Source organism: Streptomyces flaveolus (assembly GCF_000716535.1).
Classification (GTDB): Bacteria; Actinomycetota; Actinomycetes; order Streptomycetales; family Streptomycetaceae; genus Streptomyces; species Streptomyces flaveolus_A.
Window position 1 is genome coordinate 26,343 of record NZ_JNWV01000064.1, and the last position, 21,802, is coordinate 48,144.

16 protein-coding genes and 5 pseudogenes are annotated in these 21,802 nt (G+C 68.9%); 8 read left to right on the forward strand and 13 right to left on the reverse strand.

From position 1 onward, the window contains the following. Window positions 1-8: 8 nt before the first annotated feature. Window positions 9-383, reverse strand: a complete 375-nt coding sequence (locus OO52_RS42745) for a WhiB family transcriptional regulator (protein WP_030657961.1) — start codon at window positions 381-383, stop codon at window positions 9-11. 566 nt (window positions 384-949) lie between these two features. Here OO52_RS42745 and OO52_RS42750 point away from each other — a divergent pair. Continuing rightward, window positions 950-3,296, forward strand: a pseudogene (locus OO52_RS42750) (LuxR C-terminal-related transcriptional regulator). Between the two features lie 67 nt (window positions 3,297-3,363). Here the strand turns inward: OO52_RS42750 and OO52_RS42755 are convergent. Next, complete coding sequence (locus OO52_RS42755) at window positions 3,364-4,185, reverse strand: alpha/beta hydrolase (protein WP_030658678.1); 822 nt, start codon at window positions 4,183-4,185, stop codon at window positions 3,364-3,366. 313 nt (window positions 4,186-4,498) lie between these two features. Between OO52_RS42755 and OO52_RS42760 the strand changes: the two genes are divergently transcribed. Next, window positions 4,499-4,969 (forward strand): SsgA family sporulation/cell division regulator, encoded by a 471-nt coding sequence (locus OO52_RS42760; RefSeq protein WP_030658680.1) that lies wholly within the window; start codon window positions 4,499-4,501, stop codon window positions 4,967-4,969. On the opposite strand, the gene OO52_RS42765 is transcribed toward OO52_RS42760, so the two are convergent. Beyond that, window positions 4,970-5,935: an SAM-dependent methyltransferase gene (locus OO52_RS42765; protein ID WP_234340004.1), complete on the reverse strand. Its 966-nt coding sequence runs from the start codon at window positions 5,933-5,935 to the stop codon at window positions 4,970-4,972. 178 nt (window positions 5,936-6,113) lie between these two features. Continuing rightward, window positions 6,114-6,560: an acyl-CoA thioesterase gene (locus tag OO52_RS42770; RefSeq protein ID WP_048910706.1), complete on the reverse strand. Its 447-nt coding sequence runs from the start codon at window positions 6,558-6,560 to the stop codon at window positions 6,114-6,116. A gap of 236 nt (window positions 6,561-6,796) precedes the next feature. On the opposite strand from OO52_RS42770, the gene OO52_RS42775 reads away from it, so the two are divergent. Continuing rightward, on the forward strand, window positions 6,797-7,492 hold the full coding sequence (locus OO52_RS42775) for a transglycosylase SLT domain-containing protein (RefSeq protein ID WP_030658693.1): 696 nt from the start codon (window positions 6,797-6,799) through the stop codon (window positions 7,490-7,492). 359 nt (window positions 7,493-7,851) lie between these two features. On the opposite strand, the gene OO52_RS42780 is transcribed toward OO52_RS42775, so the two are convergent. The 7 genes and pseudogenes from OO52_RS42780 to OO52_RS46375 form a co-directional block, all read right to left on the reverse strand. Continuing rightward, on the reverse strand, window positions 7,852-8,235 hold the full coding sequence (locus tag OO52_RS42780; RefSeq protein WP_030658695.1) for a DUF6009 family protein: 384 nt from the start codon (window positions 8,233-8,235) through the stop codon (window positions 7,852-7,854). 202 nt (window positions 8,236-8,437) lie between these two features. After that, window positions 8,438-9,991, reverse strand: a complete 1,554-nt coding sequence (locus OO52_RS42785) for a DNA primase family protein (RefSeq protein WP_030658698.1) — start codon at window positions 9,989-9,991, stop codon at window positions 8,438-8,440. Further along, window positions 9,988-11,118, reverse strand: a complete 1,131-nt coding sequence (locus OO52_RS42790) for a bifunctional DNA primase/polymerase (RefSeq protein ID WP_324606079.1) — start codon at window positions 11,116-11,118, stop codon at window positions 9,988-9,990. Before OO52_RS42790 ends, OO52_RS42785 begins: the two co-directional genes overlap by 4 nt. 1,185 nt (window positions 11,119-12,303) lie before the next feature. Next, window positions 12,304-13,199 (reverse strand): annotated as a pseudogene (locus tag OO52_RS42795) (IS701 family transposase); the annotation flags it as partial. Next, window positions 13,130-13,417, reverse strand: a pseudogene (locus tag OO52_RS54870) (transposase); the annotation flags it as partial. The pseudogenes OO52_RS42795 and OO52_RS54870, both read right to left, overlap by 70 nt. 50 nt (window positions 13,418-13,467) lie before the next feature. Next, window positions 13,468-13,962, reverse strand: coding sequence for a hypothetical protein (locus tag OO52_RS51235; RefSeq protein ID WP_051819108.1), 495 nt, complete (start codon window positions 13,960-13,962; stop codon window positions 13,468-13,470). Between the two features lie 250 nt (window positions 13,963-14,212). Then, window positions 14,213-14,497, reverse strand: coding sequence for a hypothetical protein (locus OO52_RS46375; RefSeq protein WP_051819110.1), 285 nt, complete (start codon window positions 14,495-14,497; stop codon window positions 14,213-14,215). A gap of 773 nt (window positions 14,498-15,270) precedes the next feature. On the opposite strand from OO52_RS46375, the gene OO52_RS53620 reads away from it, so the two are divergent. The 3 genes from OO52_RS53620 (at window position 15,271) to OO52_RS42815 (ending at window position 18,538) form a co-directional block, all read left to right on the forward strand. After that, window positions 15,271-16,131: a hypothetical protein gene (locus OO52_RS53620; RefSeq protein WP_234340003.1), complete on the forward strand. Its 861-nt coding sequence runs from the start codon at window positions 15,271-15,273 to the stop codon at window positions 16,129-16,131. Window positions 16,132-16,516: 385 nt separating this feature from the next. Continuing rightward, window positions 16,517-16,900: a VOC family protein gene (locus OO52_RS42810; protein WP_030658704.1), complete on the forward strand. Its 384-nt coding sequence runs from the start codon at window positions 16,517-16,519 to the stop codon at window positions 16,898-16,900. A 435-nt stretch (window positions 16,901-17,335) separates the two neighbouring features. Further along, a complete protein-coding gene (locus OO52_RS42815; protein ID WP_030658706.1) occupies window positions 17,336-18,538 on the forward strand; it encodes an IS110 family transposase in 1,203 nt (400 codons plus the stop codon). Window positions 18,539-19,131: 593 nt separating this feature from the next. On the opposite strand, the gene OO52_RS42820 is transcribed toward OO52_RS42815, so the two are convergent. After that, window positions 19,132-19,527, reverse strand: a complete 396-nt coding sequence (locus tag OO52_RS42820; RefSeq protein ID WP_030658709.1) for a hypothetical protein — start codon at window positions 19,525-19,527, stop codon at window positions 19,132-19,134. Window positions 19,528-19,640: 113 nt separating this feature from the next. Between OO52_RS42820 and OO52_RS48915 the strand changes: the two are divergent. Next, a pseudogene (locus OO52_RS48915) lies at window positions 19,641-20,114 on the forward strand (helix-turn-helix domain-containing protein). Window positions 20,115-20,518: 404 nt separating this feature from the next. On the opposite strand, the gene OO52_RS42825 reads toward OO52_RS48915, so the two are convergent. After that, entirely contained in the window at window positions 20,519-21,040 is a 522-nt protein-coding gene (locus OO52_RS42825; protein WP_030658711.1) for a hypothetical protein, read from the reverse strand. Window positions 21,041-21,375: 335 nt separating this feature from the next. Between OO52_RS42825 and OO52_RS42830 the strand changes: the two are divergent. Continuing rightward, a pseudogene (locus OO52_RS42830) lies at window positions 21,376-21,704 on the forward strand (helix-turn-helix domain-containing protein); the annotation flags it as partial. Window positions 21,705-21,802 lie beyond the last annotated feature (98 nt).

Here is a 21,802-nt window from a genome sequence, read left to right on the forward strand (position 1 = left end):
CCGCGGCCTCAGCGGTCGAGCTCGGCCGACGCCGTACCACGCCGCCGTCTGCGTGCCGGGGCGAACCGGGACGGCGTCCGGTCCACTGCCGGGGACACGTCCCGACCGGTGACGACCGGGGCCGGGACCGCGTGCGTGGCGGCCGTGCGGAAGATCTCCGCCCAGGACGTCACGGCCGGGCGGCGACGCAGCAGCACCCGGCGCTCCCGCTCGGTCATCGCGCCCCACACGCCGTACTCCTCGCGGTGGTCCAGAGCGTGGGCCAGGCAGTCGAGCCGGACCGGGCAGGCGACGCAGACCGCCTTGGCCTCGTTCTGTGCGGCTCCTTCGGCGAACATCCGGTCCGGCTGCGCCCGGCACAGCCCTTGGTCCACCCAGTCCATGACCGCCTCGCTCCCCTGTGGCGCCCCGGCCGGGCCGCCACTGCGTCCGTACACACGTATGGAAAAGACACTGAGACACTAACTCACATGTTCCGCAGTCGGCGCGCTGAACGGCCAGGCCAGGCCGTACATGCCGCCCGGACACCACCGCTCCCGAGTGACGACACGTGTGTCGGCGCGGAAGACACACAGCTCATCCGAGGTGCGGGCCGCCTGCGCGGACCCCCAAACCGCAATGAGGGACGCGCATCAAGAACATTTTCGGCCATACCAGGTGACGAACTTCCTGAGGTACCTCTAGTCTTTTGGCTCAAGGCGGCTCGCAGGGCGGCGGGCCCGCCGTGGAGCACAACCACTGCTCAGGAAGCCGCAGGGAGCATGTGCACGCGCCGTCCCGAGGCCCCCAAGGGAAGCCACGGGGAAGAACGCCGCCGCAGCGAGGAGCGACGACGACGTACCCTCGCCTCTGTGCCTGGCGCGATCCGTGCACATGGGCGCGGCAGCGTCCGCCCGGACCGGTTCAGCGGGGAAGGAAGTGGGGGACGGTGGAGTCGATCGACAGGATGATGGTCGGCCGCGAACGGGAGCGGGAGGTGCTGTCCGACTTCGTGACGGCCGCCGGGGGCCAGGCCCTCGTCCTGCGCGGCGACACGGGTGTGGGCAAGAGCGCCCTGCTGGACCACGTCGCAGACCTCGCCGCCGGCGAGCAGCACCGAGTGATCAGGGCGGCCGGAGTGGAGGCGGAGTCGGAGCTGCCGTTCGCCGGCCTGCACCAGTTCCTGTACCCGCTGCTCTCCTACATCGACCGGCTGGACGACAACCACCGAGGGGTCTTCGACGTCGTCTTCGGCAGGAGCGAGGGCCCGCCTCCCTCGGTCATGACCCTCGGCATCGCCGTCCTCGACCTGTTCTCGCTCGCGGCGTCGCAGACATCGCTCCTGCTGGTGCTCGACGACGGCCAGTGGCTGGACGCCTCCAGCACCGAGGTGTGCGGGTTCGTCGGGCGACGGCTCACCGGCAGCTCGGTGAAGCTCGCCGTCGGCCTGCGCTCGGACGTGCCCTCGGGCTTCGACACGGCCGCGCTGCCCCAACTGCCGGTGACCACCCTGTCCGAGAAGGCCTCCGAGCAGCTCCTGGACATGCACCACCCCGGGCTGGACCCCGAGATCCGCCGTGTGGTCCTGGACGAGGCGCTGGGCAACCCGCTGGCGCTGCTGGAACTGCCGCCCCATGTGCTGCGCAGTGGCCGGACGGCGGGCAACGGGGAGGACCTGGTCGGATACGCCGGCGTCCCGCTGCCCCTGCGCCTCCGGCACGTCTACGGCGCCCGCATCGAGGCGCTCGGTGACGCCGTACGCGCGGAACTGCTGCGTGGCGCCCTGGACGGCGTCGGAGCGGGTACGGCGGCCGGCCGTACGCGCGGCACGCGCTACCGCATGATGGACGCCGACGAGGCCGCGGCCTGCGGCCTGCTGGACATCGACCCGCTCAGCGGCGACTTCGTCTTCCGGCACCCCCTGGTGCGCTCGACGGTCGTCCAGGTGGCCACCCCCAACGAGCGGCGCACGGCTCACGCGGTGCTCGCGCACGTGCACCGCGACGACGTGGAACGGCGTGCCATGCACCTGGCGGCCTCGACGGTCGACCCGGACGAGGAGGTCGCGGCCGCGCTGGAGGCGGCGGCCGACTCCGCCACCCGGCGGGGCGGCTCGCAGGCCGCCGTGGCCTGGCTGACCCGGGCCGCGGAGCTGAGCGAGGACCGCGAGCAACGGTCCCGGCGGCTGGGCAGCGCCGCGTTCATCGCCGGTCACGCCGGTCTGCTGGACCGGGCTCAGCAGCTGGTCGGCTCCGACACCACGACCGGCGGCAACGACTCTCCGGCCTCGGTGGTCGCGTCGGCCTACGGCGCGCTGTACGAGGACGGGGACGTACGGTCCTCGCACCGCCAGGTCCTGACGACGATCGAGAGCATCCGCGACAGCGGTGTGACAGAGCCGGACGAGGTGCTCACCCGGCTGGTGAACCTGCTGCTCGCGATCGACCAGTACGCGAGCGACGAGACGTCGTGGGAACGGACGCACGAGCTCATCGGCTCCCTGGGCGGCCTGGTGTCACCCCTCTCCCGCATCTACCAGGACGCCTGGGGAGACGTGGTACGTCGCGGCGCCGGAGTGCGGGAGCGGGTGGAGCGCGCCTTCGCCGGCCTCCGCGACCTCGAACCGTGGGACATCACCCGCCTGGGCGCCGCCGCCTACCACGTGGACACGCTCAGCCAGTACCGGCCGCTCCTCCAGCGCATCGTCGACCGCGAGATCGAGACGGGGGCCGTGTCGGTCAGCATGACCATGCTGCACCAGATCATGCTCGACCAGATGGCGGTCGGCGAGTGGGACGAGGCCGAGCGGACCGGACAGCGCTGCCTGGAGCTGACCACGTCTCATCGGAATGCGTTGTTCGCTCATCACACGCGTGCGTATCTGGGGCTGCTGGCCGCGATGCGCGGCCAGACCGAACGCGCCCGGGAACTCCAGGCCACCGTCGACGCCTGGGCCCGCCCCCGCGGCGTCGGCTTCCTCACCCAGATCGCCGACGCCATCGGCACCGCCGCCGCCCTCAGCGAAGGCGACTACGAAGCCGCCTACCTCCACGCCATCGGCATCAGCCGAGCTGCGCGCCACCGGTGCGGCCACCGTCGCCTCTTCGGCGCACCTCGCGGCGCTGACGTGGCAGGAGCGCCGGATCGCCGATCTCGCCGCCAGTGGTCTGACCAACAAGGAGATCGGCGCGCGAATGCACCTGTCGCCGCGCACGGTCAGCTCCCACCTCTACCGGGTCTTCCCGAAGCTGGGCATCACCTCCCGCGCCGCCCTGCGCGACGCCCTGGGCAAGATGCCCGGCGGCCAGGACGCGTGAGGGTGACAGGTGTGCGCGTGGCCCGCTGACGCGGGACGGCGGATCTCGCCGGTCGGCCGCGGTGCGGTCAGCCCTCCGGGAGGTGGGCGCGGATGCCGTGGCCGTCCAGCCAGCCGAGCACGTAGTCGGCGACGAAGCGCCATCCGCTGTCGATGACCAGCGAGTGGGCCCGGTCCGCGAACTGCTTCAGGTCGGTGACCGCGGTGGTGTCGCCGTACTGCTTGTACACCGCGCGGGTGGCCGCGTCCGGTACGAGCCTGTCCTCCTGTCCGGAGATCAGCAGCAGCGGGCCGCGCCCGGGGTTGACCACGTCCGCCACGGCGCGCGGGCTGCGGGGCGCACCCGTGAAGCCGACGTCGGTGAGCAGGCGGCGCGGTGCTGGCACCACGTAGCGGTCGAAGAGCCGGTCGGACTCCTCCGCTTCCACCGTGTTGGCGAAGACGCGGTGGAACTGCTCCGCCGACAGGGACACCAGTTGCTCGGCGGGGTCGTGCTCGGCGGCGGGCGACAGCAGGGCGGGGGGCTCGCGCAGCGGTACGTCGTCGACCGGGACGCCGTTGAGCGGGACGGGGGCGATGGCCACCGCGGCACGGCCGACGTCCGCGGTGATGAGATGCTGCGCGATGAGCCCGCCGACCGAGTGTCCGACGATCACCGGCGCGGTCTCGAAAGACCGCACGATCCCGGCGTAGTGGTCGGTCAGCGCGTCCAGGCCGATACGGCCGAGCAGCTCCGGGGACTTGCGCAGGTCCGGGACGGCGGCGGCCTCCCCCGGCCATCCGGGCGCGAAGGCGAGGAACCCCCGGCTGGCGAAGCGCTCCGCCCACGACTCCCAGGAAAGCGCGTGCAGCCACGCCCCATGGATGAAGACGACGGGAGTACGTTTCACGGCTGGCTCCTCCGAGCATGACGACCGTCCGGCACCGGATCACCGGCAACTGTTTCAGCATCGTTCAGGCGCGGAGCAGGGGCGACAGTCGAATGACTTAATGTTGGCGACCCGCGGGCCGCGCCGGCCCCGACCGGTCCCGTCTCCGGACAGGACGCTTGAAAACGGACAGCGGTCCGTCCGGCGGGCGGCCGTCACGCCGTTCACCGTCACCGCGGGTGGGGTTCGACGGTCAAGTTACTTATGTACGGCGATCCCGCGGGGGCGAGAGTAGGTCGAGCCAGCTTCCGCCACAGGGAAGGATCTACCCGTCATGAGCGGCTACCAGCCAGGTGTACAGGCCAGCCGAACGGCACCGCACGGTCGTCCCCAGCTGACCTTGGACATCGAACGCGTGCTGGACGTCTCCGCCCGGCAGGCGATCAGGGCCGAGTTCAGCTACGACCCGGAGCGTCCCTTGATCGTGTGCGTGGAGTTCCTCATCGAAGGCGGCCCGCGCGTCCTGTGGCGGATCGGCCGGGACCTCCTCCAGCAGGGGCTGTACTCGATGAGCGGCTTCGGTGACGTCCAGGTCTGGCCGACGAACCTGGAGGAGCGGACCACAGCGCGGCTCCAGCTCGCCTCCGGTGACATGGCGGCGCTGTTCGAACTGCCCGTGCCACCGCTCGCGGAGTGGCTGGAACGCACCTACCAGCTCGTCCCGCCCGGTCACGAGCTGGTGGGTGTGGACTGGGACGTGACCGCCGCGGACCTGCTCGGCGGCCGGAGAGCGGCATCCGACTGATCAAGCGGGACGCGCCCGGCCCGCGGGGCGTCGGGCGGCGACGAGGACGGGGCCGCCCGGAACCGTGGGGAAGGTCCTCACCTCCTCCAGCCCGAGGGCGACGAGTTCCTCGCTCATGCGTGCCGTGTCGAAGGAGTTGCCGCCGCCAAGCGTCGCGGTCCACCGGCCGACGGAGCGGCGCAGCGCGTCGTCGGCGGCGGGGTTGGTCCCCGCCACCAGCCACGCTCCCGGCACCAGAGCCGCGGCGAGGCGTGGGAGGGCGGCCCGCAGCTCCTCCTCCGAGAGGAACGGCGCGGGCAGCCAGATCAGTTCGTAGCGCTCCTCCTGCGACAGCTCCGCCGCGTTCTGCCTGCGCAGGCGGACCCGAGCGGCCACGGCCGGATCCGCCGCGGAAAGCTCCGCGCGCGCCAGGCCAAGCGCCCGCTCCAGAACGTCGATCCCCTCCACCCGGGCCCCGGGGAAGCTCGCGGCCAGCACCACGGCCAGCGCGCCGACACCGGTGCCCACGTCGAGGACGCGGCTGCCCTCCGCCCGCAGCCGCTCGGCGCACCCGGGCAGCGCCGGCACCACCTTCCCGGCGAGCGCACGGCCGGTCGCGGCGGAGGCCCGCCCCTGACCGAGGAGCACCTCGTCGTTCTGCGCGCCCCACCCGAGTCCGGCCGCGGCCTGTGCGTCCAGGGCGGCGGAGACGGCTTGGCGCAGCGAGCTGAGCTTCGCCTCCACGCCGCTGCGCGCGGTCAGGGCGTCCGCCGGGACGAGCGAGGGATGGACGGCGAAACCGTCGGCCTCCCTGCGGACCAGGCCGACGCTTTCCAGAACCGCCGTACGCCGCGCGTCTCCCGCGAGCACGTCCTCCAGGGGCTCCGACAGCGCCTGCCGCTGGGTGCTCACGACGGCGGCCATGGCCCACACGGCCGCCTCCAAAGTGGCCACCGGATCCTCGCCGAGCGGCAGGGCGCCGCTCATGGCAGGGCCGATGTTTTCTGGCGATGCGGACACGGAAGCCTCCGGAGAGCGCTGCTTTGCGGCACATGTTTGTTCACGCTCGTACGCACATGTTGCCACAGTCGGAAACACATTCTGCCAGACCCAGGTGTGTCCCGCGCCGCTTTCCGGCCCCGCTCCGATTTCCGGCCCGGCCGGCTCAGTGCCGCGACGCGATGACCTCGCAGTCGGCCGCACGGGCCTCTTCCATGACCGTCCGCAGTTCGGCCGGCGGCGGGGCGATCCTGCGGGCGCCGACGTCGATCCACGCACCGAGGGTACGGACGACAGCGGCCTCCTCTCCGCTCTCCCGGGAGAAGGTGTGCTCGAATCGCCAGCGCGCCGCGTCCGCGCTCAGACCGATGACGCGGCTGGTGGCGGTGACCACTTCGAGCGGGAAGACCTCGCGCAGATACCGCACCTCCTCACCGAGCGACACGGCGGCGAACCCGGCCTTCAGCAGCTTCCGCGGTGCCCATCCCTCGCCGATCAGGAAGGCGAGCCGGGCGGTGGCGGCGTACTCCAGGTATCGCGTGTTGCGCAGATGGCCGTTCAGATCCGCGTCGTCCCAACGGACTTCGAAGGTCTTGCTCAACTCCTTGGGCATGCCATAACCAGCCTTCCCGCTGCGGCCACCGACCGATGTGCTTCTCCCTACACGGCCCGAAGTGGGGAAATGGTTCAGATGCCCCTCCGGCATCCGTGTGTCGACATCCACACCTCCTTCACCAACCGTTGCGCGGCGTGCCCCGACACGGCAGAGTGCTACGCCTGCGCATTCGCCAGGCGAGGCACATACGTGCACGGCGACTCGGTGTCTCGGACGAACAGGAAGGAACACGGGTGAGCACGATCTCGGTCCGGGGATTCGTGGTGGCCGCGGCCACCACGGTCACCGCTGTCGGAAGCGTCGTCGGCATAGCCTCGGGCAGCACCGCGCAGACCAACGACCCCGAGGCGACGGCAGCCGACGCCACGCTCCTCGCGGACCTACCCGCGGGACGGCAGGCGCAGGTGCAGACCGCGTCTTTGGTGCAACAAGCCGACGCACAGGCCATCGCGGCGGACGCGAGCGCCAGGAAGGACGCCGAGGAAGCGGCCCGCAAGACGGCCGCCGAAACCGCCGTCGCGAAGAAGGAGGCCGCCCAGAAGGCGGCCGAGGAAGCCAAGGAGCGCGCTGAGGCCAAGACCCAGGCCGCCACCCGCTCGACCCGCGACTCCTCCAGCTTTCCCGTCCAGAGCAGCTACACCGTCGCGCAGATCCAGGCGATGGCACGCCAGATGGTGGCGAGCGGCCAGTACCAGTGCTTCAGCAACATCGTGGACCACGAGTCCAGCTGGAACTACCGCGCGGTGAACGCCTCCTCCGGTGCCTACGGCCTCTTCCAGGCCCTGCCCGGTTCCAAGATGTCCTCCGTCGGCGCCGACTGGCAGACCAACCCGGCCACCCAGATCAAGTGGGGCCTGAACTACATGAACACCGTCTACGGCAGCCCCTGCGACGCCTGGACGTTCTGGCAGGCCAACCACTGGTACTGAGGCCCTTCGGTCCCGCCGTACCGTCGCCGGTTCTGCTGCCGGTACGGCACCGGCACGGCGCGCGGTGGCGCTCAGCCTGCTCGGACCGGGGCCGCCGGGCGCGAACGGCTCGGCGGGGCCGGCCTCCTGCCGACGGGCATGGACCACGACCTCCCGGCAGGCGTGCGTCAGCACCCCCGCATAGGGGGCCGGTCCCGGACGAGGCCGCAGAGGCGGTACGGCACCGCACGTGCGCCGCCCCGTCTCGGGCGGACGCACGTGAACTCCGTGAGAACGTCGATCGTTTCAGTAGCGGAGGAATCCCGGCCCGTGCCCGGCCGGCGGCAGAGGTCCGCGCGCGCCCTGTCGGGGGCCCTGCCTCAGGGGGTCGATGTCGCTATGGCCACGGAACCGGACTGGGACCTGGGGGTCTTCGCGCCCGGCTTCTTCGGGGCGATCGTGCGCGGGTCGACCGCTTCTCCCGGGGCTCCCTCGCGGTACAGGCCGTCGGGCAGGCTGTCACGGTCGTGGGGCAGCAGGAAGAACACCCGGCGCTTGTACAGGCCGCTGTCCGGGTCCGGGGAGGCGCCCTCGTCCAGCAGCGCGTACCCGACCATGCGCCCGTCGCGCGCGTACGGCGGCTTGGTGTTGCGCCGCCTGGTCTTGTCCAGCGCCTGACGGACGTAGTCGAGCCGTTCGAGGTTCTCCAGCCACACCACCTCGGCCTCGTGGATGAGGTCGCTCTCGGTCAACAGCGAACTCATGGCTGCAGCCTCTCCTTCGTCGGCGTGCTCCCCGGCCATGGGACATGGCCGGGCATCTGTCCGTGTCGCTCCGGCCCGCCCTTCCCCGGGGGACAGGCCGCTTCGCGGGGGCCCACCGCGTACGGGGCCCGCTCACCATCGTAGAGCGCACTCCGACGACCGTGTAGGCCACATAGTGGAGAGAGCAGACGTACGGAGGCCGTCATGAGTGCTCCAATAGGGCGATGCCAGGATAATATTTCCGGCCATTCGACTTGATCATGTCGGCGGGCGAGGCCACGCCCACCTCCTGGCGGACGCGATTGGCGAAGGCCCGGGGCGTGGCGGGCCGGATCCCCTCTCCGGCGTTGCACCACGAGCTGTACTCCGAGTAGAGCAGCCCCTGCTCCACCCGTAGGTCCTTCCCCGCATCGCCGTCACGCGTGCAGCATTCGGCCAGGAAACGGCCGATGTGGTCCTCGGTGGTGGCGTAGGCCGTCGTGGCGATGCGCACCCTGTCAGGGCCCTCCAGCGGGTCCCTGGTGCGCAGGTAGCGCTGTGCGCCCTCGATGAGCCAATGGAGGATCCCCGGCCCCTCGTCGCGGACCAGCTCGAAGGCGAGGTTGTCGATCCTGCGGTGCGCCGGAACCGTACGGGTGAAGGGCAGCAGGCGGATACGCCGCCAGAACGCGAAGCCGCCCGTGGAGACCTCCGGGCGGTGGTTGCCCAGCAGCCACAGGTGGTGCGTGGGGGTGAACGAGAAGTAGTCCTGCCGCATACGGCGGGCCTTGATCTTGTCGCCACCCGTCAGGAGCCGGACGCGCGCCTCGTCGAACTTGTCGTTCGGCTTCAGCTCGCTGCACACCACCAGGCGGCGCCCGTGCAGTTCGGTCAGCTCGGTGGAGTGCTCCGAGAAGGCGCCACGGTCCATCAGGAAGCCCGGCGGAGCCGCGTCCGCGTAGTCACCGAGGATCTGGATCATGATGTCGAGCAGTACGGACTTACCGTTCTTGCCCTCACCGTGCAGGAACGGCAACACCTGCGCGCCCACGTCGCCGGTGATGGAGTAGCCGAGCAGCAGGTGCAGAAAGTCGATCATCTCCCGGCCCTCGTCGTCGTCACCGAAGGTGTCGGCGAGGAACCGGTGCCAGCGAGGGGTCTCCATGGCCTGCGGGGCGACGCTGGTGGCACGGGAGTGGAAGTCACGGGTGGGATCGGGCTTGCGGAGGTGCCCGCTGTGCAGGTCGACCACTCCGACGGGGGTGCACAGGGCGTAGGGGTCCCCGTCCAGCCTGTCGGGGGCGACGGAGATGTCCGGTGAGGCCTTCGCCTGGGTGAGGAGGGCCTTCAGGCCGGTGGTGGACAGCGTACGCCGCTTGTGGTTCGCGAGTTCGCGGTCGCTGAAGACCCCTCGCGGGTCGGTGGCCGGCATGTCCTCCGCCATCTCCCCCGCGGCCCACAGGGCGGCCTTCTCCCCTCCCCCGCGCTTCCACCGGTAGCCGTCCCACGCGAACCAGCCCAGTCCCTCCACATGCCGGAACTGATCACGGTGCATCTGCACGAAGAGGCGGGCGTTTCCCCGGTCCGAGAGGGAAGGAGGCAACAAGGGGGTCGAGGAGGCGGCTCCACTGCCGAGGGACGTCACAGGGGCGTTCACGAAGCCCTGTGCGGGCAGACGTGCGGGCGCGGTCACCACTTCCACCGTCTCCAGGTCGAGCATCTGCTGAGCGGCGGCCTGCGGATCGAAACGCGGTGAGCCTTCGGCGCTGCTGCTCATGGACGTCCTTTGAGGTGAAGAGGGCGGACGGACCCTACGGCAAGGGCGTCGTCGACGATCTTTTCATTCCTGCTCTGCTGCCATGGCCGGGCGTAGGAGGCGACACGGACAAGTCGGTCACGAATGGTGGCGTGGTCGAGATACCCCGATCCGACCAGTCCGCCGGCCGTGTAGGCGGCGCGGTTGAGCTTCTCCGTGAACCCGGTCCCTTCGGGGGCAGCGGCACACTCCGCGACCAGGGCGATCAGGGGGTCGATGAGCCGCTCCGCGGAGGTGGCGCGCCCCTGTCGGCGCACCACCGGGACGGCGGCCGCGGGGGCGGCGGGGCGCTGCGGCTCCAGCACGTGGCCCGTACGGCTCAACTCGCGCCGGAGCCAGTCCGGGAGCACGGCCGGACGGCGGGCCGTGCCCTCCGCACGGTAGACACCCTGCGGCGTGCGGGTGCCGGGGGCCACGATGTAGCCGCCGTCAGCGCGTACGTCGACCTGCCAGGCAAGAGCCGAATGGCGGGCGGACCCGGTCGAACACCTGTACCGCACCGACGTGTCGGGATTGCGGTACCAGACATGCAGACCACCTGAGGGCGTGCGTACGCGCAATGTGTTCTCGTCCTCGGCAGGGGAGGTTTCACCCCGGTAGGCGGCCAGCAGAGCCAGCGTGTCGAAACCTGAGGCCAGGCCGGCGAGCTGCACCTGTTCGGGGATGAGGATGCCGGGGAGGAGCCGTCCCCGGTCGGGCACGGGGGCCTGGTGGGCATCGATGTCAATCACGATGAGGTCGGCGGGCCCGCAGGCAACTCCCACGCCCGCGGCGGGGATGTCGGCCCACCAACGTTCGACGAGGCCGGGATCCGTCGTGGCGGCATGGAAACCGTGACAAGGGCGTCCTGCGGGGAGGCACGGGCACGACGCCGGTTCGTGCCGGCGCCCCGAGCAGGCGGGGCAGTTCCCGACAGGAGTCTTGCGTCCTGGGGCCAGGGGGTGAACCGGCCAGCCCTGGGCCGCACACCACAGCGCGACGGCTCGCGGCGACCCGTGCGCAACACCGGCTGCACTACGGCTGCTCTCGTCTTCGCGGGGCACGGGAATCGTCCTCGTCACTTCTGTCTGCCCGATCACTTCACACACCTGGCGTGGGAGGTTGGCCCCGCCAGGGACCGAAGGGACTCTGATGCGAAACGAGTGTAAGGCCCGCTTACTGGAAAGGGAGTGTCTGTCTGACCCGCGTGCCGTTCTATCAGTTTCGTGAGTCCCTTGGGTCCCTGGGTTGGTGGTCCACCCCCACCCTAGGGGCTGAAGGGACTGAACAGCACGGTGAACTTCGCCTGCCGTTTCGGGAAGCAAGCGGGAATCCCGGTCCCTGAGGGGGCGGGCGAGGGACCAGAGGGTCCAGGGACCAAGCCGCAGGGGCCGGAAAACAGAGCAGGGACTGACCAGCTGGGGGGCATCGTTGCAGGTCAGCGACCTAAGGCCAGGCAGGGCAGGGACTGTAGGGACTCAACCTCGCCATTATGAGCTGTACTTGATACCTGTGTTGTATGCGCACGCGCGTACGAATACATCTCTTCTCTACGTCATAATTGCGGTTTTCGGTCCCTACAGTCCCTCTCAGACCCTGTGTCAGGGCTCTGACCTGCGCAAATACCAGGGACTGAAGCCCAGGGACCGAAACAACCGCAGTCCCTCCGCCCCTCCGGCCAGGCCCTGTCGGTCCTCCCCCACCTTGCAGGCGCCGTTGAGTCCCTCCGCTCCCTGAGTCCCTTGCCCTCCCGCGAAGTGCCATCCCGTGGCGATGTCCCCTCCCCCGGCGAGCCGGAAGCAGGGACTGAACCCCTTGGGTCCCTGCCTGCGTTCTCTGCATGGGAGGCGCAACGTTTCTCTTCGGTCCCTGAGCGATCGTCCCGTCCCGGGGTGTCTCCGCCGCAAGGCCGAACACTTGGCGCTTTTAACAGGTTTTTACTGGAAGGACGTATTTGTCGACGCGTAAGCTGTGCGCGCAGACGCTTCTTGAGGGACCGTAGGGACTGTCCACGCACAACAAGACCACGTTGGCGCGCTACCGCTCCTCCCCCGGGCTGGTGGAGGTGTTGAGCGGTGGGCCAGGCGATTCCACAGTTTCGTCAGGGACAAGACCATCGGACTCCTCGCAGACCCTGCCGCCGAAGGCCCCCAACTACCAACCGACACGCCGGTCTCCCTGCCGGCGGCCGCGAAGTCTGCGTCGACCTCGGTGCCGTTGTCGCTGATGAAGAGGCAGCGTGTTCTGTGGACCTGGTTGGAGTAGGTACCGGCCTCTCCGGGGCTGTGTCCGCGTCAAGTGTCCGTGTCCAGCTCTCGGGCCCGCAGCCCGGTCAGGTAGGCACGGGTGCCCATGGCGAGGGTCATGTTGGCGTTTTGCCAGCCGGGGTAGCGGCGGATTTGGTAGTCGTCCAGACCGGAGCCCTGCCTCGCGCCCTGGACGCATTCCTCGATGGCCCATCGGCTGCACGCGATGCCGGTCAGCTCGTCGAGGGGGTCTCGGTTGGGGCAGTAGGCGATGTAGAAGAGATGTCCTGCGGGGCGGGCAACGCTGCGGTGGGCGAGTCCCCAGTGGCGGCGTTCGGCCCGTGCAGGGCCGAACTTCGACCCGTGCCCAGTCGTAGATCCGTAGGCCGTGAGCACCGGTGCCGCAGAAGCGGCGTTTCCCTTTCTGGGGCGGCAGGCCGTGGAAGAGCCCGTGGACGGGAGGGTCGATCGCCCAGCAGGTGACCACGGTGTCGTGCAGGGTGGTGGCCATGACGTGGAAGACGTCCGCCCTCTTCAGCCCCGAGCGCCAGCCTTTGCTGAACCTCGTAGGCGGCATCCGGGGTCCCCCCGGAACGGAATGTTGTCCGTGATGGCGCGGCGGACCATCGCCTTGGCCATGGCCACCTTCGTCTCGAAGCCGACCTCGTCAGTGATGTCGGCTCGGCGGTCCCGCTCACGGTCGTCGGGCCAGGGCGTGGGCAGATACAGGCGCCGGTCGGTGGGTGTCCGTCCGCGATCGGTGGCATAGGCGAGGAAGACGCCGACCTGGCAGTTCTTCGCCCGCCAGGCGGTGCTGGAGTGCTGCCGCCGCACCCAGGCCGACCGCGTCCCCTTCTTCAAAACCCCGTGTCGTCTACGACCAGGACGGCGTCGGAGCCGCCGAGATTGTCGACCACGTACTGGCGCACGTCGTCGAGGACTGTCCCGCCTGCCGCATCGGCCATGGCCCGCAGGTGCTGAAGCAAGCGTTCCCAGGTGCCGTCCAACGACCACCACCGATGCTCTGCTCGGGCTGATCATGCCATGGCCCCCCGCCGGTCCGTACCCGGTGAAGGATCCCGTCGATCACCTGACGATGGTCTCGCCAACGCCCGCGCCGCCTATTGCTCATCGGCAGGTGCGGCCGAAGCCGTTCCCACTCGGCACCCGTGAGATGGCCGCGTTCCTGACCCCCCTAGAGGTTGCTCTCCCCTATCCTCGCGCCAGCCAGGTCGCGATCTCGTCCACCACCGCGGGGTCTACTTGTCCCGGCCGCGCGTACTCGCCCGGGGTGGGCTGGCCGCTGCCGGCAAAGAAGAGGTGGTTGGCGTCCTTGTGGATCCGGATCGTCACCTCAGGCCGCCCGCCGAAGCGCGCTGCCAACCTGGCAGATCGTCGGCGACGGTCACTTGGTAGTCCCTCCTCCCTTGAAGGATCAGGATCGGGCGAGCCAGTTTGGCGGCCGGGGGCCACCGGGTCGTAGGCACGCAGATCGAGCCAGTACGCGGCGGAGATGCCCAGCGTCAGCAACTCGGACGGGGTGTCAGGCGTGAGAAACGGGTCCGCCACGGAAGCGGCCTGCCGAACCATCGTCGACACCGCCTCGTCCGCGCCCGGTCCAGTGGCGAGGTCCGCCAGATAGCGAGCCACCCGGACGGCTGTCTCGTGCATCGGCTGCATGTCCGCGGCAAGCATCACCAGGCCCACGATCGACGGATCGACGGCGGTGATCCGGGGTGCCGCCTTGCCATGCTGTGGCCGAGCAGATAGATCCGGTCCGGGACCACCTCGGGCTGCTGTCACAGCAGTTGGACGGCGGCGAGCTCATGAGGCAGGTACGCATCGGCCATGGTGAAGTCCGATGCCAGACGAACCGGGTGTGCGAAGGTCACCTTGTCCGAGCGCAGTACGGCCCCTGCGGGAGGCGAGCCTGAGGCGAGGTCCTTCAGGGGCTTGTTCAGGCCGCTGCTCTCGTCCCGGTCGAATGCGCCGCCCCCCTGAGCGGCACCACAGCGGGCCACGGTCGGCCTTCGGCGGGCAGGGTGAGCGTGCCGGGGACTGCGAACTGCCCGGTGCCGAGCAGGAAGTCCGGCTCGGTGAAACGGTCCTCATCCACGTAGTGCGGCGGCCTCCACTTGGCACCGTCGCACGTAGCGAGTCTCAATCCCTGCAGCAGACCGTCGTCGACCGACGTGACCACGATGAATCTGCTGCGGTGCAGATCACCGGGATGCGCACGCACACCATGTTGCCCTCGCCTGCCTCGGTCACCGGCTCCTCGATCGCCGTGATGCCACCTTGTCCGGCAGCCCCGTCGTCCCCGCGAGCCGTAGTGCCTCGGCGAAAACCGCGGGACATGGACTCCCTGGACTCTCTGCACCTGCTCGCCCCCCCATCCGGCTGCGGATCGTGCATGCGATGGGTGGTGGAAGGCTGCTGACCACCTCTCAGCTCTGCGCGCGCATCGGCCCTGATGTGACCGCACGCTCCTCGCGTTCAAGGCATCGATGTAACCGATCACAAGACCGCGAGTTGTTCCCGCGGGCGGTCCTTCCGCAGCCGAGCTCCGTTCCATGCTCACACAGGCCGGACACGAAGGTCGGCGGAGCAGGACGGAGAGTCTTCGGTATGTCGGGGCGGTCGGGTCGACGACGGTGCCCTTGAGAGGTCCTGCTTACAGCAGCTCTTCGATCCGGCCGGCTAGCAGCGGTCTGCTTGTCCGCAGCGTGTGGGCGTAGCACTGGCGGCGTCGGCGATGCTGCACGCATCTCTCTCCCCAGCTCGGCTGACAGCATCGGCGTGGTGTTCACCCTTGTCGACGGCCAGACTGAAGGAGACGTCGTCCGGACAGGCCCCTCGCGATCGTATGTCCCTTTTCTCTGCATTTCCTGGCCCCGGTGGACCGCCGGGGGCTATTACGGCGTAATAGCCGCGAGCTCGGAGTCGCCTGGCCCAGAGAGGCCTGGAGATGATTCACAGTCTGTGAAACGGCGTTCGGCGGGGCAGGATGTCAGCATGAAGAAGCACGCGCGAAGTGCGAGCCGTCCCACAAAACCGCTGCTCAAGGCCCCAATGCGGATCGGCTCTCTTGATGCTCCGGCCGTCGTCGGTGAACTACGAAAGATCCACGAGGACGCAGAAGACCCAGACGTGGAGCGCATGCCTGCCGATGACGAACTGTTCGGTGCGCTTGTGTATGCCGAGAAGCACGTGCAGGCGCTACGGAGGCAACCACCTGAAGTACAGCGTGCCGCGGCGCTTAAGCGCGTGCAGCTGTGGGAGTACCTGCGCGAGCAGACCGAGCTCCACCAAGTACGCGCGGTGGACGACGCCCGTCGAGCGGGAGCTCAGTGGATCGAGTTGGCTCCCGCCATGGCCGTCGGCGCACCGAGTGCTGCCTATAACAAGTCGAAGCGACTGAAGGCCGTCCAGTTCATCGACGAGACACCTCAAGCACACCCCGTACGTCGGACGCCTGAGGCGGTCCTCAGTGCTGAGCGACGGCTTGCGTTGGAGCAGGCTGCCGAGCGTCGCGCTCAGGAGGCGGCACAGCGGCGGCATGAGCTGTTGGTACCAGTTGCCACCCGTCTGCTGGAGCAGCGCGAGTCCTTGCAGTGCGATGAGGACGCCGACTATTGGTTGGAGGAGATCGAGGCGGTACTCCCCCACTGCCAGACTCCGCTGCAGATGATGAGCCTCAACCGCTATCTCGACGCAGCCCTGCGGGCTCTGCTCAAACTGGAGAAGCGTACGAGCCGTTCTCCTGCGTTGACCGAGGACGCCCGGCTGGCCTTGGCCGCTGCCGTGGAGCTGCAAAAGGGACCGACGGCCAGTCACGAGGCCGACTCCCCCGGCGCCGTGGCGCATGGCGCGTGACTGTCTTGTCGTTCAGGGCGAGGCCGGCAGATGCCCACGACGTGGAGTGCGGTCGGCGGGCACGAGGGGTTCTGGCTATTACGCCGTAATAGCCAGAACCATCAACGCTCCCGCTGGGCCCCGTGAACCGCTGCTGGTCGAGGTCGCACCCTCTTACCCAAGCCGGTCTCGTTCACAATCAGCGCACCATCCACTCCCGGGGCGCGGGCGGTGGTCCGGGGTTACGCCCGACGGAACCGGCCCGCGATCCGGGTCTCGGCCTGGTCCAAGCATCTCCCGCCAGCGAGCAGGCATTGCGCTGTGAACCGCGGCCACACCGCAGATCTCCAGGAGTTCACGCGACTCCCGGTGGCCTCTGGCGTGGAAGTCAGGAAGGCTGGCGCGCATGGTTTCGGTGTTGCAGAACGTGGCGATTGACTGTGCGGATGCCTACGAGCTGGCCCGGTTCTGGAGCAGCGTGACTGGCTGTCCGCTGCATCCAGAGGACAGACCGGGTGACCGGGAGACTCAGGTGCTGCTGGCGGAGGGACCAGTGCTGTACTTCAACCAGGTGCCAGAGCCCAAGAAGGTCAAGAACCGGATCCATCTTTGTCTGCGCCCTGATACCTCGCGTGAGCAGGAGGTGGAACGGCTGCTGGGCCTCGGTGCCACCCTTGTCACCGATCACCGGAATCCCGATGGCTCCGGCTGGGCGGTCCTTGCCGACCCCGAGGGCAACGAATTCTGCGTTCTACGCAGCGAGTCCGACCGAGCTGCGCTGAGTTCCTGAAGCCAGTCGCTACGGCCGCTTATCGACGGCCGCGATGCGAACGGTCGCCCCGCAGCGCACAGTGAGCTGGTCGTACCCCGCGGCCGCGGCCGCGACCCGGCGCGTCTCGGGGCGGTTGATGCCGCACTCGACCGCCAAGTGCAGCATTGAGGTCAGCCGCCTCGCGGGCATCCGAGGCCGTCGTCGTCGGGTCCCGTTACCTTCTTCGTGGCCTCGCAAGGAGGCTCCCGGCCTTCGGCCCCGGTATGACTTGAGTCCCCAGTCGAGATGATCGAAAAGGTGGTGTCGCCGGTGCCGGAGGCATTGGCAGACCGCTGATTAGAGGCACGAGCGCCAATCCCTCAACCGGGTACGGCAGTCTCTTCGTAACGTGGGTGCCGGCACGCTGATGCCGCAGGTGAGGCCGGGGAACAGGCGAGGGCGGGAGCGACGGTCGTGACGGACGAAACTGACATCGGCGTCTATCTGGGGCTGGATGTCGGCAAGGGCGAACATCACGCCGCCGCCGTCAATCGCGCTGGGAAGAAGGTGTTCGACAAGCCGCTGCCCAACAGCGAACCGAAGCTGCGGGAGCTGTTCGACAAGCTCCGGGCCAAGCACGGGACCGTGCTGATGGTCGTCGACCAGCCGGCTTCCATCGGAGCTCTGCCGCTGGCAGTCGCCCGGGATGCACGCTGCCAGGTCGCCTACTTGCCCGGGTTGACCATGCGGCGGATTGCCGATCTTTACCCTGGTGAGGCCAAGACCGACGCCCGTGACGCGTTCGTCATCGCGGACGCTGCCAGAGCGATGCCCCACACCCTGCGGGCGGTCGATCCCGCCGATGAGACGGTCGCCGAGCTCGCGATGATCGCGGGCTTCGACGACGACCTGGCGGGCGAGTCCACCCGGATCGCCAACCGGCTCCGCGGCCTGCTCACCCAGATCCATCCGTCGCTGGAACGGGTCCTGGGCCCACGGATTCAGCACCCGGCCGTGCTCAGGCTGCTGGAGCAGTTCGGTTCCCCGGCCCAGATCCGCAAAGCCGGAAAGCGACGACTGGTCACCCTGATACGGCCGAAGGCACCGCGGATGGCCGAGCGGCTGGTGGAGGACATCTTCACCGCACTCGACGAACAGACCGTCGTCGTCCCGGGCACCGACGCGGCCGCGCTGATCGTCCCCAGTCTCGCCAGTTCCCTCCGGTCCGTCCTTGACCAGCGCAAACTCCTCGCTGCAAGGATCGAAGAACTTCTGGAGGCTCACCCTCTTTCCCAGGTCCTGATCTCGATGCCAGGCATCGGGGTCAGGACCGCAGCCCGCATCCTCATCGACGTCGGTGACGGCAGCGGCTTCGCCACCGCCGGCCACCTCGCCGCCTACGCCGGCCTGGCACCCGTAACCAGGAACTCCGGCTCCTCCATCCGCGGCGAACACCCTTCACGACGCGGCAACAAGCAGCTCAAACGGGCCTTCTACCTCGCCGCGTTCGCCTCGCTCTCCCAACCCGAGTCCCGTGCCTACTACGACCGAAAACGTCGCGAGGGGAAACACCATGTCGCAGCCCTCGTCGCACTCGCCCGACGTCGCATCGACGTCCTCTTCGCGATGCTCCGAGACGGCACCTTCTACCAGTCGCCCACCCCGGCTACAGCTTGACGAAGCCCATAGAGGCACCTTTTTGATTCTCCGTGGCATGGCTGCGGCTCGGACGGGTCGACGGGCGTCGGGTCCAGTACGGTTCCACACGGCACACCTGCCGTCGGCATTATTACGGCGTAATAGCTCCGCTGCGCTGGACCGGGCACATCCGGGACCTCGAGCGCGACCGAGTTGGCAGGCGAGTGCCCGCCAGTTCTTCAGATGGGCGATCCCGTGCTCGACCCGGATGCGTCGCGAGGAGTGCGCCTTGCGTTGCCGCTCGTGCACTTCTTCGTACCACTCCGGAACGCTCTTTTTGAACTTAGCGGTGCGGTGGCGTGATCACGCGCCCGCCGGTCTGCGCGCCCAGGCCCTGGTACCCGACGTCGCGAGTATCTCGACCGGCGGCCTGTCGGCCAGGAGCAGACGTCTCACCGCCTACCGTGCACGAGCTCGTAGACCGTGTGTCTTGGTCCCGGCGGCAACTGATCGGCGGCGTACGGTTCCGGTTCCGGGCCGGTGTTCCCTGGCGGGACGTGCCTGTCGAGCACGGACGGTTCCGCAGGTAGTGGCGGCTGCGGTCGGGTAGAGGGCGGCGGATGCGGATCAGCTCAGGGCTCGAACGAGTCCTTCGTGTTGGGCCTCCGAGAGCGTTTGACGCCGCTGCACGCCAAGAGCTCGGTCCCGGTGGCGTCGAAGTACAGATTGAAGAACCAGAGCCGGTCTGCTGCGTCGATGGTCCCGGTACGCAGTTGCTTGCCGCGGTGCCGTGCGAGGATCTCAACGGTCTCGTCGAGGCCGACGGTCTCTTGCAGGCCGCGGGCCAACGTCCGTCTCAACCTCGTTGCGGCGATGCCGGCGACCATCCACTGGGGTACCTCCCTGTCCAGAACCCTTACCTCGGCGCCGGCGGCTATGGCCTCGCGTGCTGGCTTGCACGCGCTCGTCTGGTCGGTGAGCATCGCGGCGATGTCGGGCTGGCTTGGGGGCTCGTCTTCGGTGGCCATGCGGTGACTGTAGGGACTGAGCGTGGGCGTTGCTACAGGATGCGGCGTGGCCGGCGTTGGGCCGGGAGGCAGAGGATCGCGAGGTCGTGCCGGCAGCTTGGAACGATCTTGTGGTGACTGGTGTGATTACGGCGTCGGAGTCGTCTTGGATAGCCGTTCAGCGGGCTGAGCCCGCGCTCCTTCAGGAAGCTGGTGACCGCGCTGCGCCGCGAAGGTGCGGATCCGGTCCGCAAGGGCCGGCCGTGGTCCCTGCCGCTGGAGGACCGGGTACTGCTCGTGTCGGCCTCCTGGCGCACGAAAGCCGACGATGCGCCAACTCGCGCCGTTCTTCGGCATCTCGAAGTCCGCGGCCGACCGGATTATCGACCATCTCGGTCCCGCGTTTGCCTTGCGGCCCCGCAGGCGGTTCGCCAAGGGCACCGTGCTCATCGTCGACGGCACCCAGGTACCGGACTCGTCATCCCACACCACGGTGAGCGCGGCCAGAAGACCTGGAAAATCCTCCGCGACTGCCGCCTCAAGGCGACGGCGTCCACCACGCCATGCTCGGCATCGCCCGGATGCACAACCTCGCCCTCGCCGGCTGAATCAGAGGGCCGTACGGCGGCCAACCTGCCTGAGCCGATCCCGAGATCATTTACGGGACCCCCTTAGGGCAGGATCTATGACCTGATCCGCCGATCGCAGCGGGACGGCACCTGGCACCGCAGCCTCACCCGCTTCCAGTCCCTGGCCGACGGGACGGGCGCGATCGCGTGCGACTGAGCGTCGACTCCCCCTGCGCCGCCACGAGCCGCTCACCATCCCGGGGAAGGCCGACCAGGCGCACACCGTCAGAAGCTCGTCTCCCCCGCTGGCCGACTGTCGCATCTTGACCCGCTCGATCATCGCGAACGTCGCGCGGTCGCCACGTCATATGACAGGCTCGCCGTCCGCTACGAGGCAACTCTCACCGTTGCCGCCATCAACGAGCGGCTGTAACCCTCGGCAGTCACGCAGTGGGATCCACATTCCATGTCTCCGGCAGATCGCTGCCGCAGAAGACGCAGACGAAGTCGTCCTCGCGCACGATGTTGTACTCCTGGCAGTCCGGGCACCGCCGGAAGACCACCTCGTGAGTGAAGCCGTAGGGCCGACGGAGCCCTACATGGTCAAGAGCGAGAGCGACTGCCGGCCAGGAGGTGACGTCCGGGCAGTACCCGGTGGACTGGTTGCTGACCTCCCCCACGGCCCACCAGTCCGCCTCACGCACGAAGCCGATCTCGCCGGCACTCAGAACCATGGCTCCGTCGGCACAGGTCACGTGCTCGCTTCGTCGTGGCGCCAGCCGAAGCACACCGTCCGTGCCGACCACGAAGGTGAACGGTTCGGCCAGCTCCGCCGCCGATCGTTCAGCTACCCAGCTGCCGAAGTCAGCCGCCGAGCTGATCCGGCACCCGCCGCTGCCAGGTCGGACAGCAAGCTTCAGCTCGATCGGCCCGACGTATCGGTAACTTCGCCGCGACACACTCACGTAAGCCAACCTAAGGCACTTCCGCCACAGTCCCTGGCCGGCTGGCTCGCCACTGTTCGTGAGGGGCACTGGGGCGGTGCGATGGCAGTCGTCAACAGAAGTTGAGCAGGGGCAGGGGTGCAATAGAGGTGGGGGAGTGGGGGAGCAGCAGGGCAGAGGAGCAGGCGGGTAAGTGGGGTGGGGGCCGAGCTATTACGCCGTAATAGGTCTACGGCGACGCGGGTGCCGGTCAGCGGCTGAGCTCCGTCCAGTAGGAGTAGCCGCCCAAGGAGCTTTCGGGTTCGGTTTCCATCGCGGGTCGACCGGGGCCGGACCGTACAGCTGTCTACTGACCTCTGCAGGGTGGTGGGCTGACGTCTGAACGCCAGGCGCTTCGCGAACGGATCTGGCTGGAGGCCGCGGAGCGATTCGCTGTGCATGCCTCCAACGTCGAGGTCGCCAAGGACCTACGGGTGAGTGTGCACTCGGTGCAGCGCTGGCGTCGGGCCTGGCATGACGCCAGCACCGAGGGGCTGCGGGCGCGCGGGCCCGTGTCACGGCCCCGGCTGAGTGAGTCCCCGATCGCCGTGCTCGAGCAGGAGCTGGCGAAGGGGCCGGTCGCGCACGGCTGGCTGGACCAGACGTGGACGCTGGCACGCATAAGACGCTGATCGGGCTCCGGTTCACGGTTGCGTCCTGAGAAGTGGTGTACGGGTTCCCACCTGATCCGGGCGTTTGCCCCGGCGTCGGAGTGAGAGTCCGGATACAAGAACGGCCACCGGC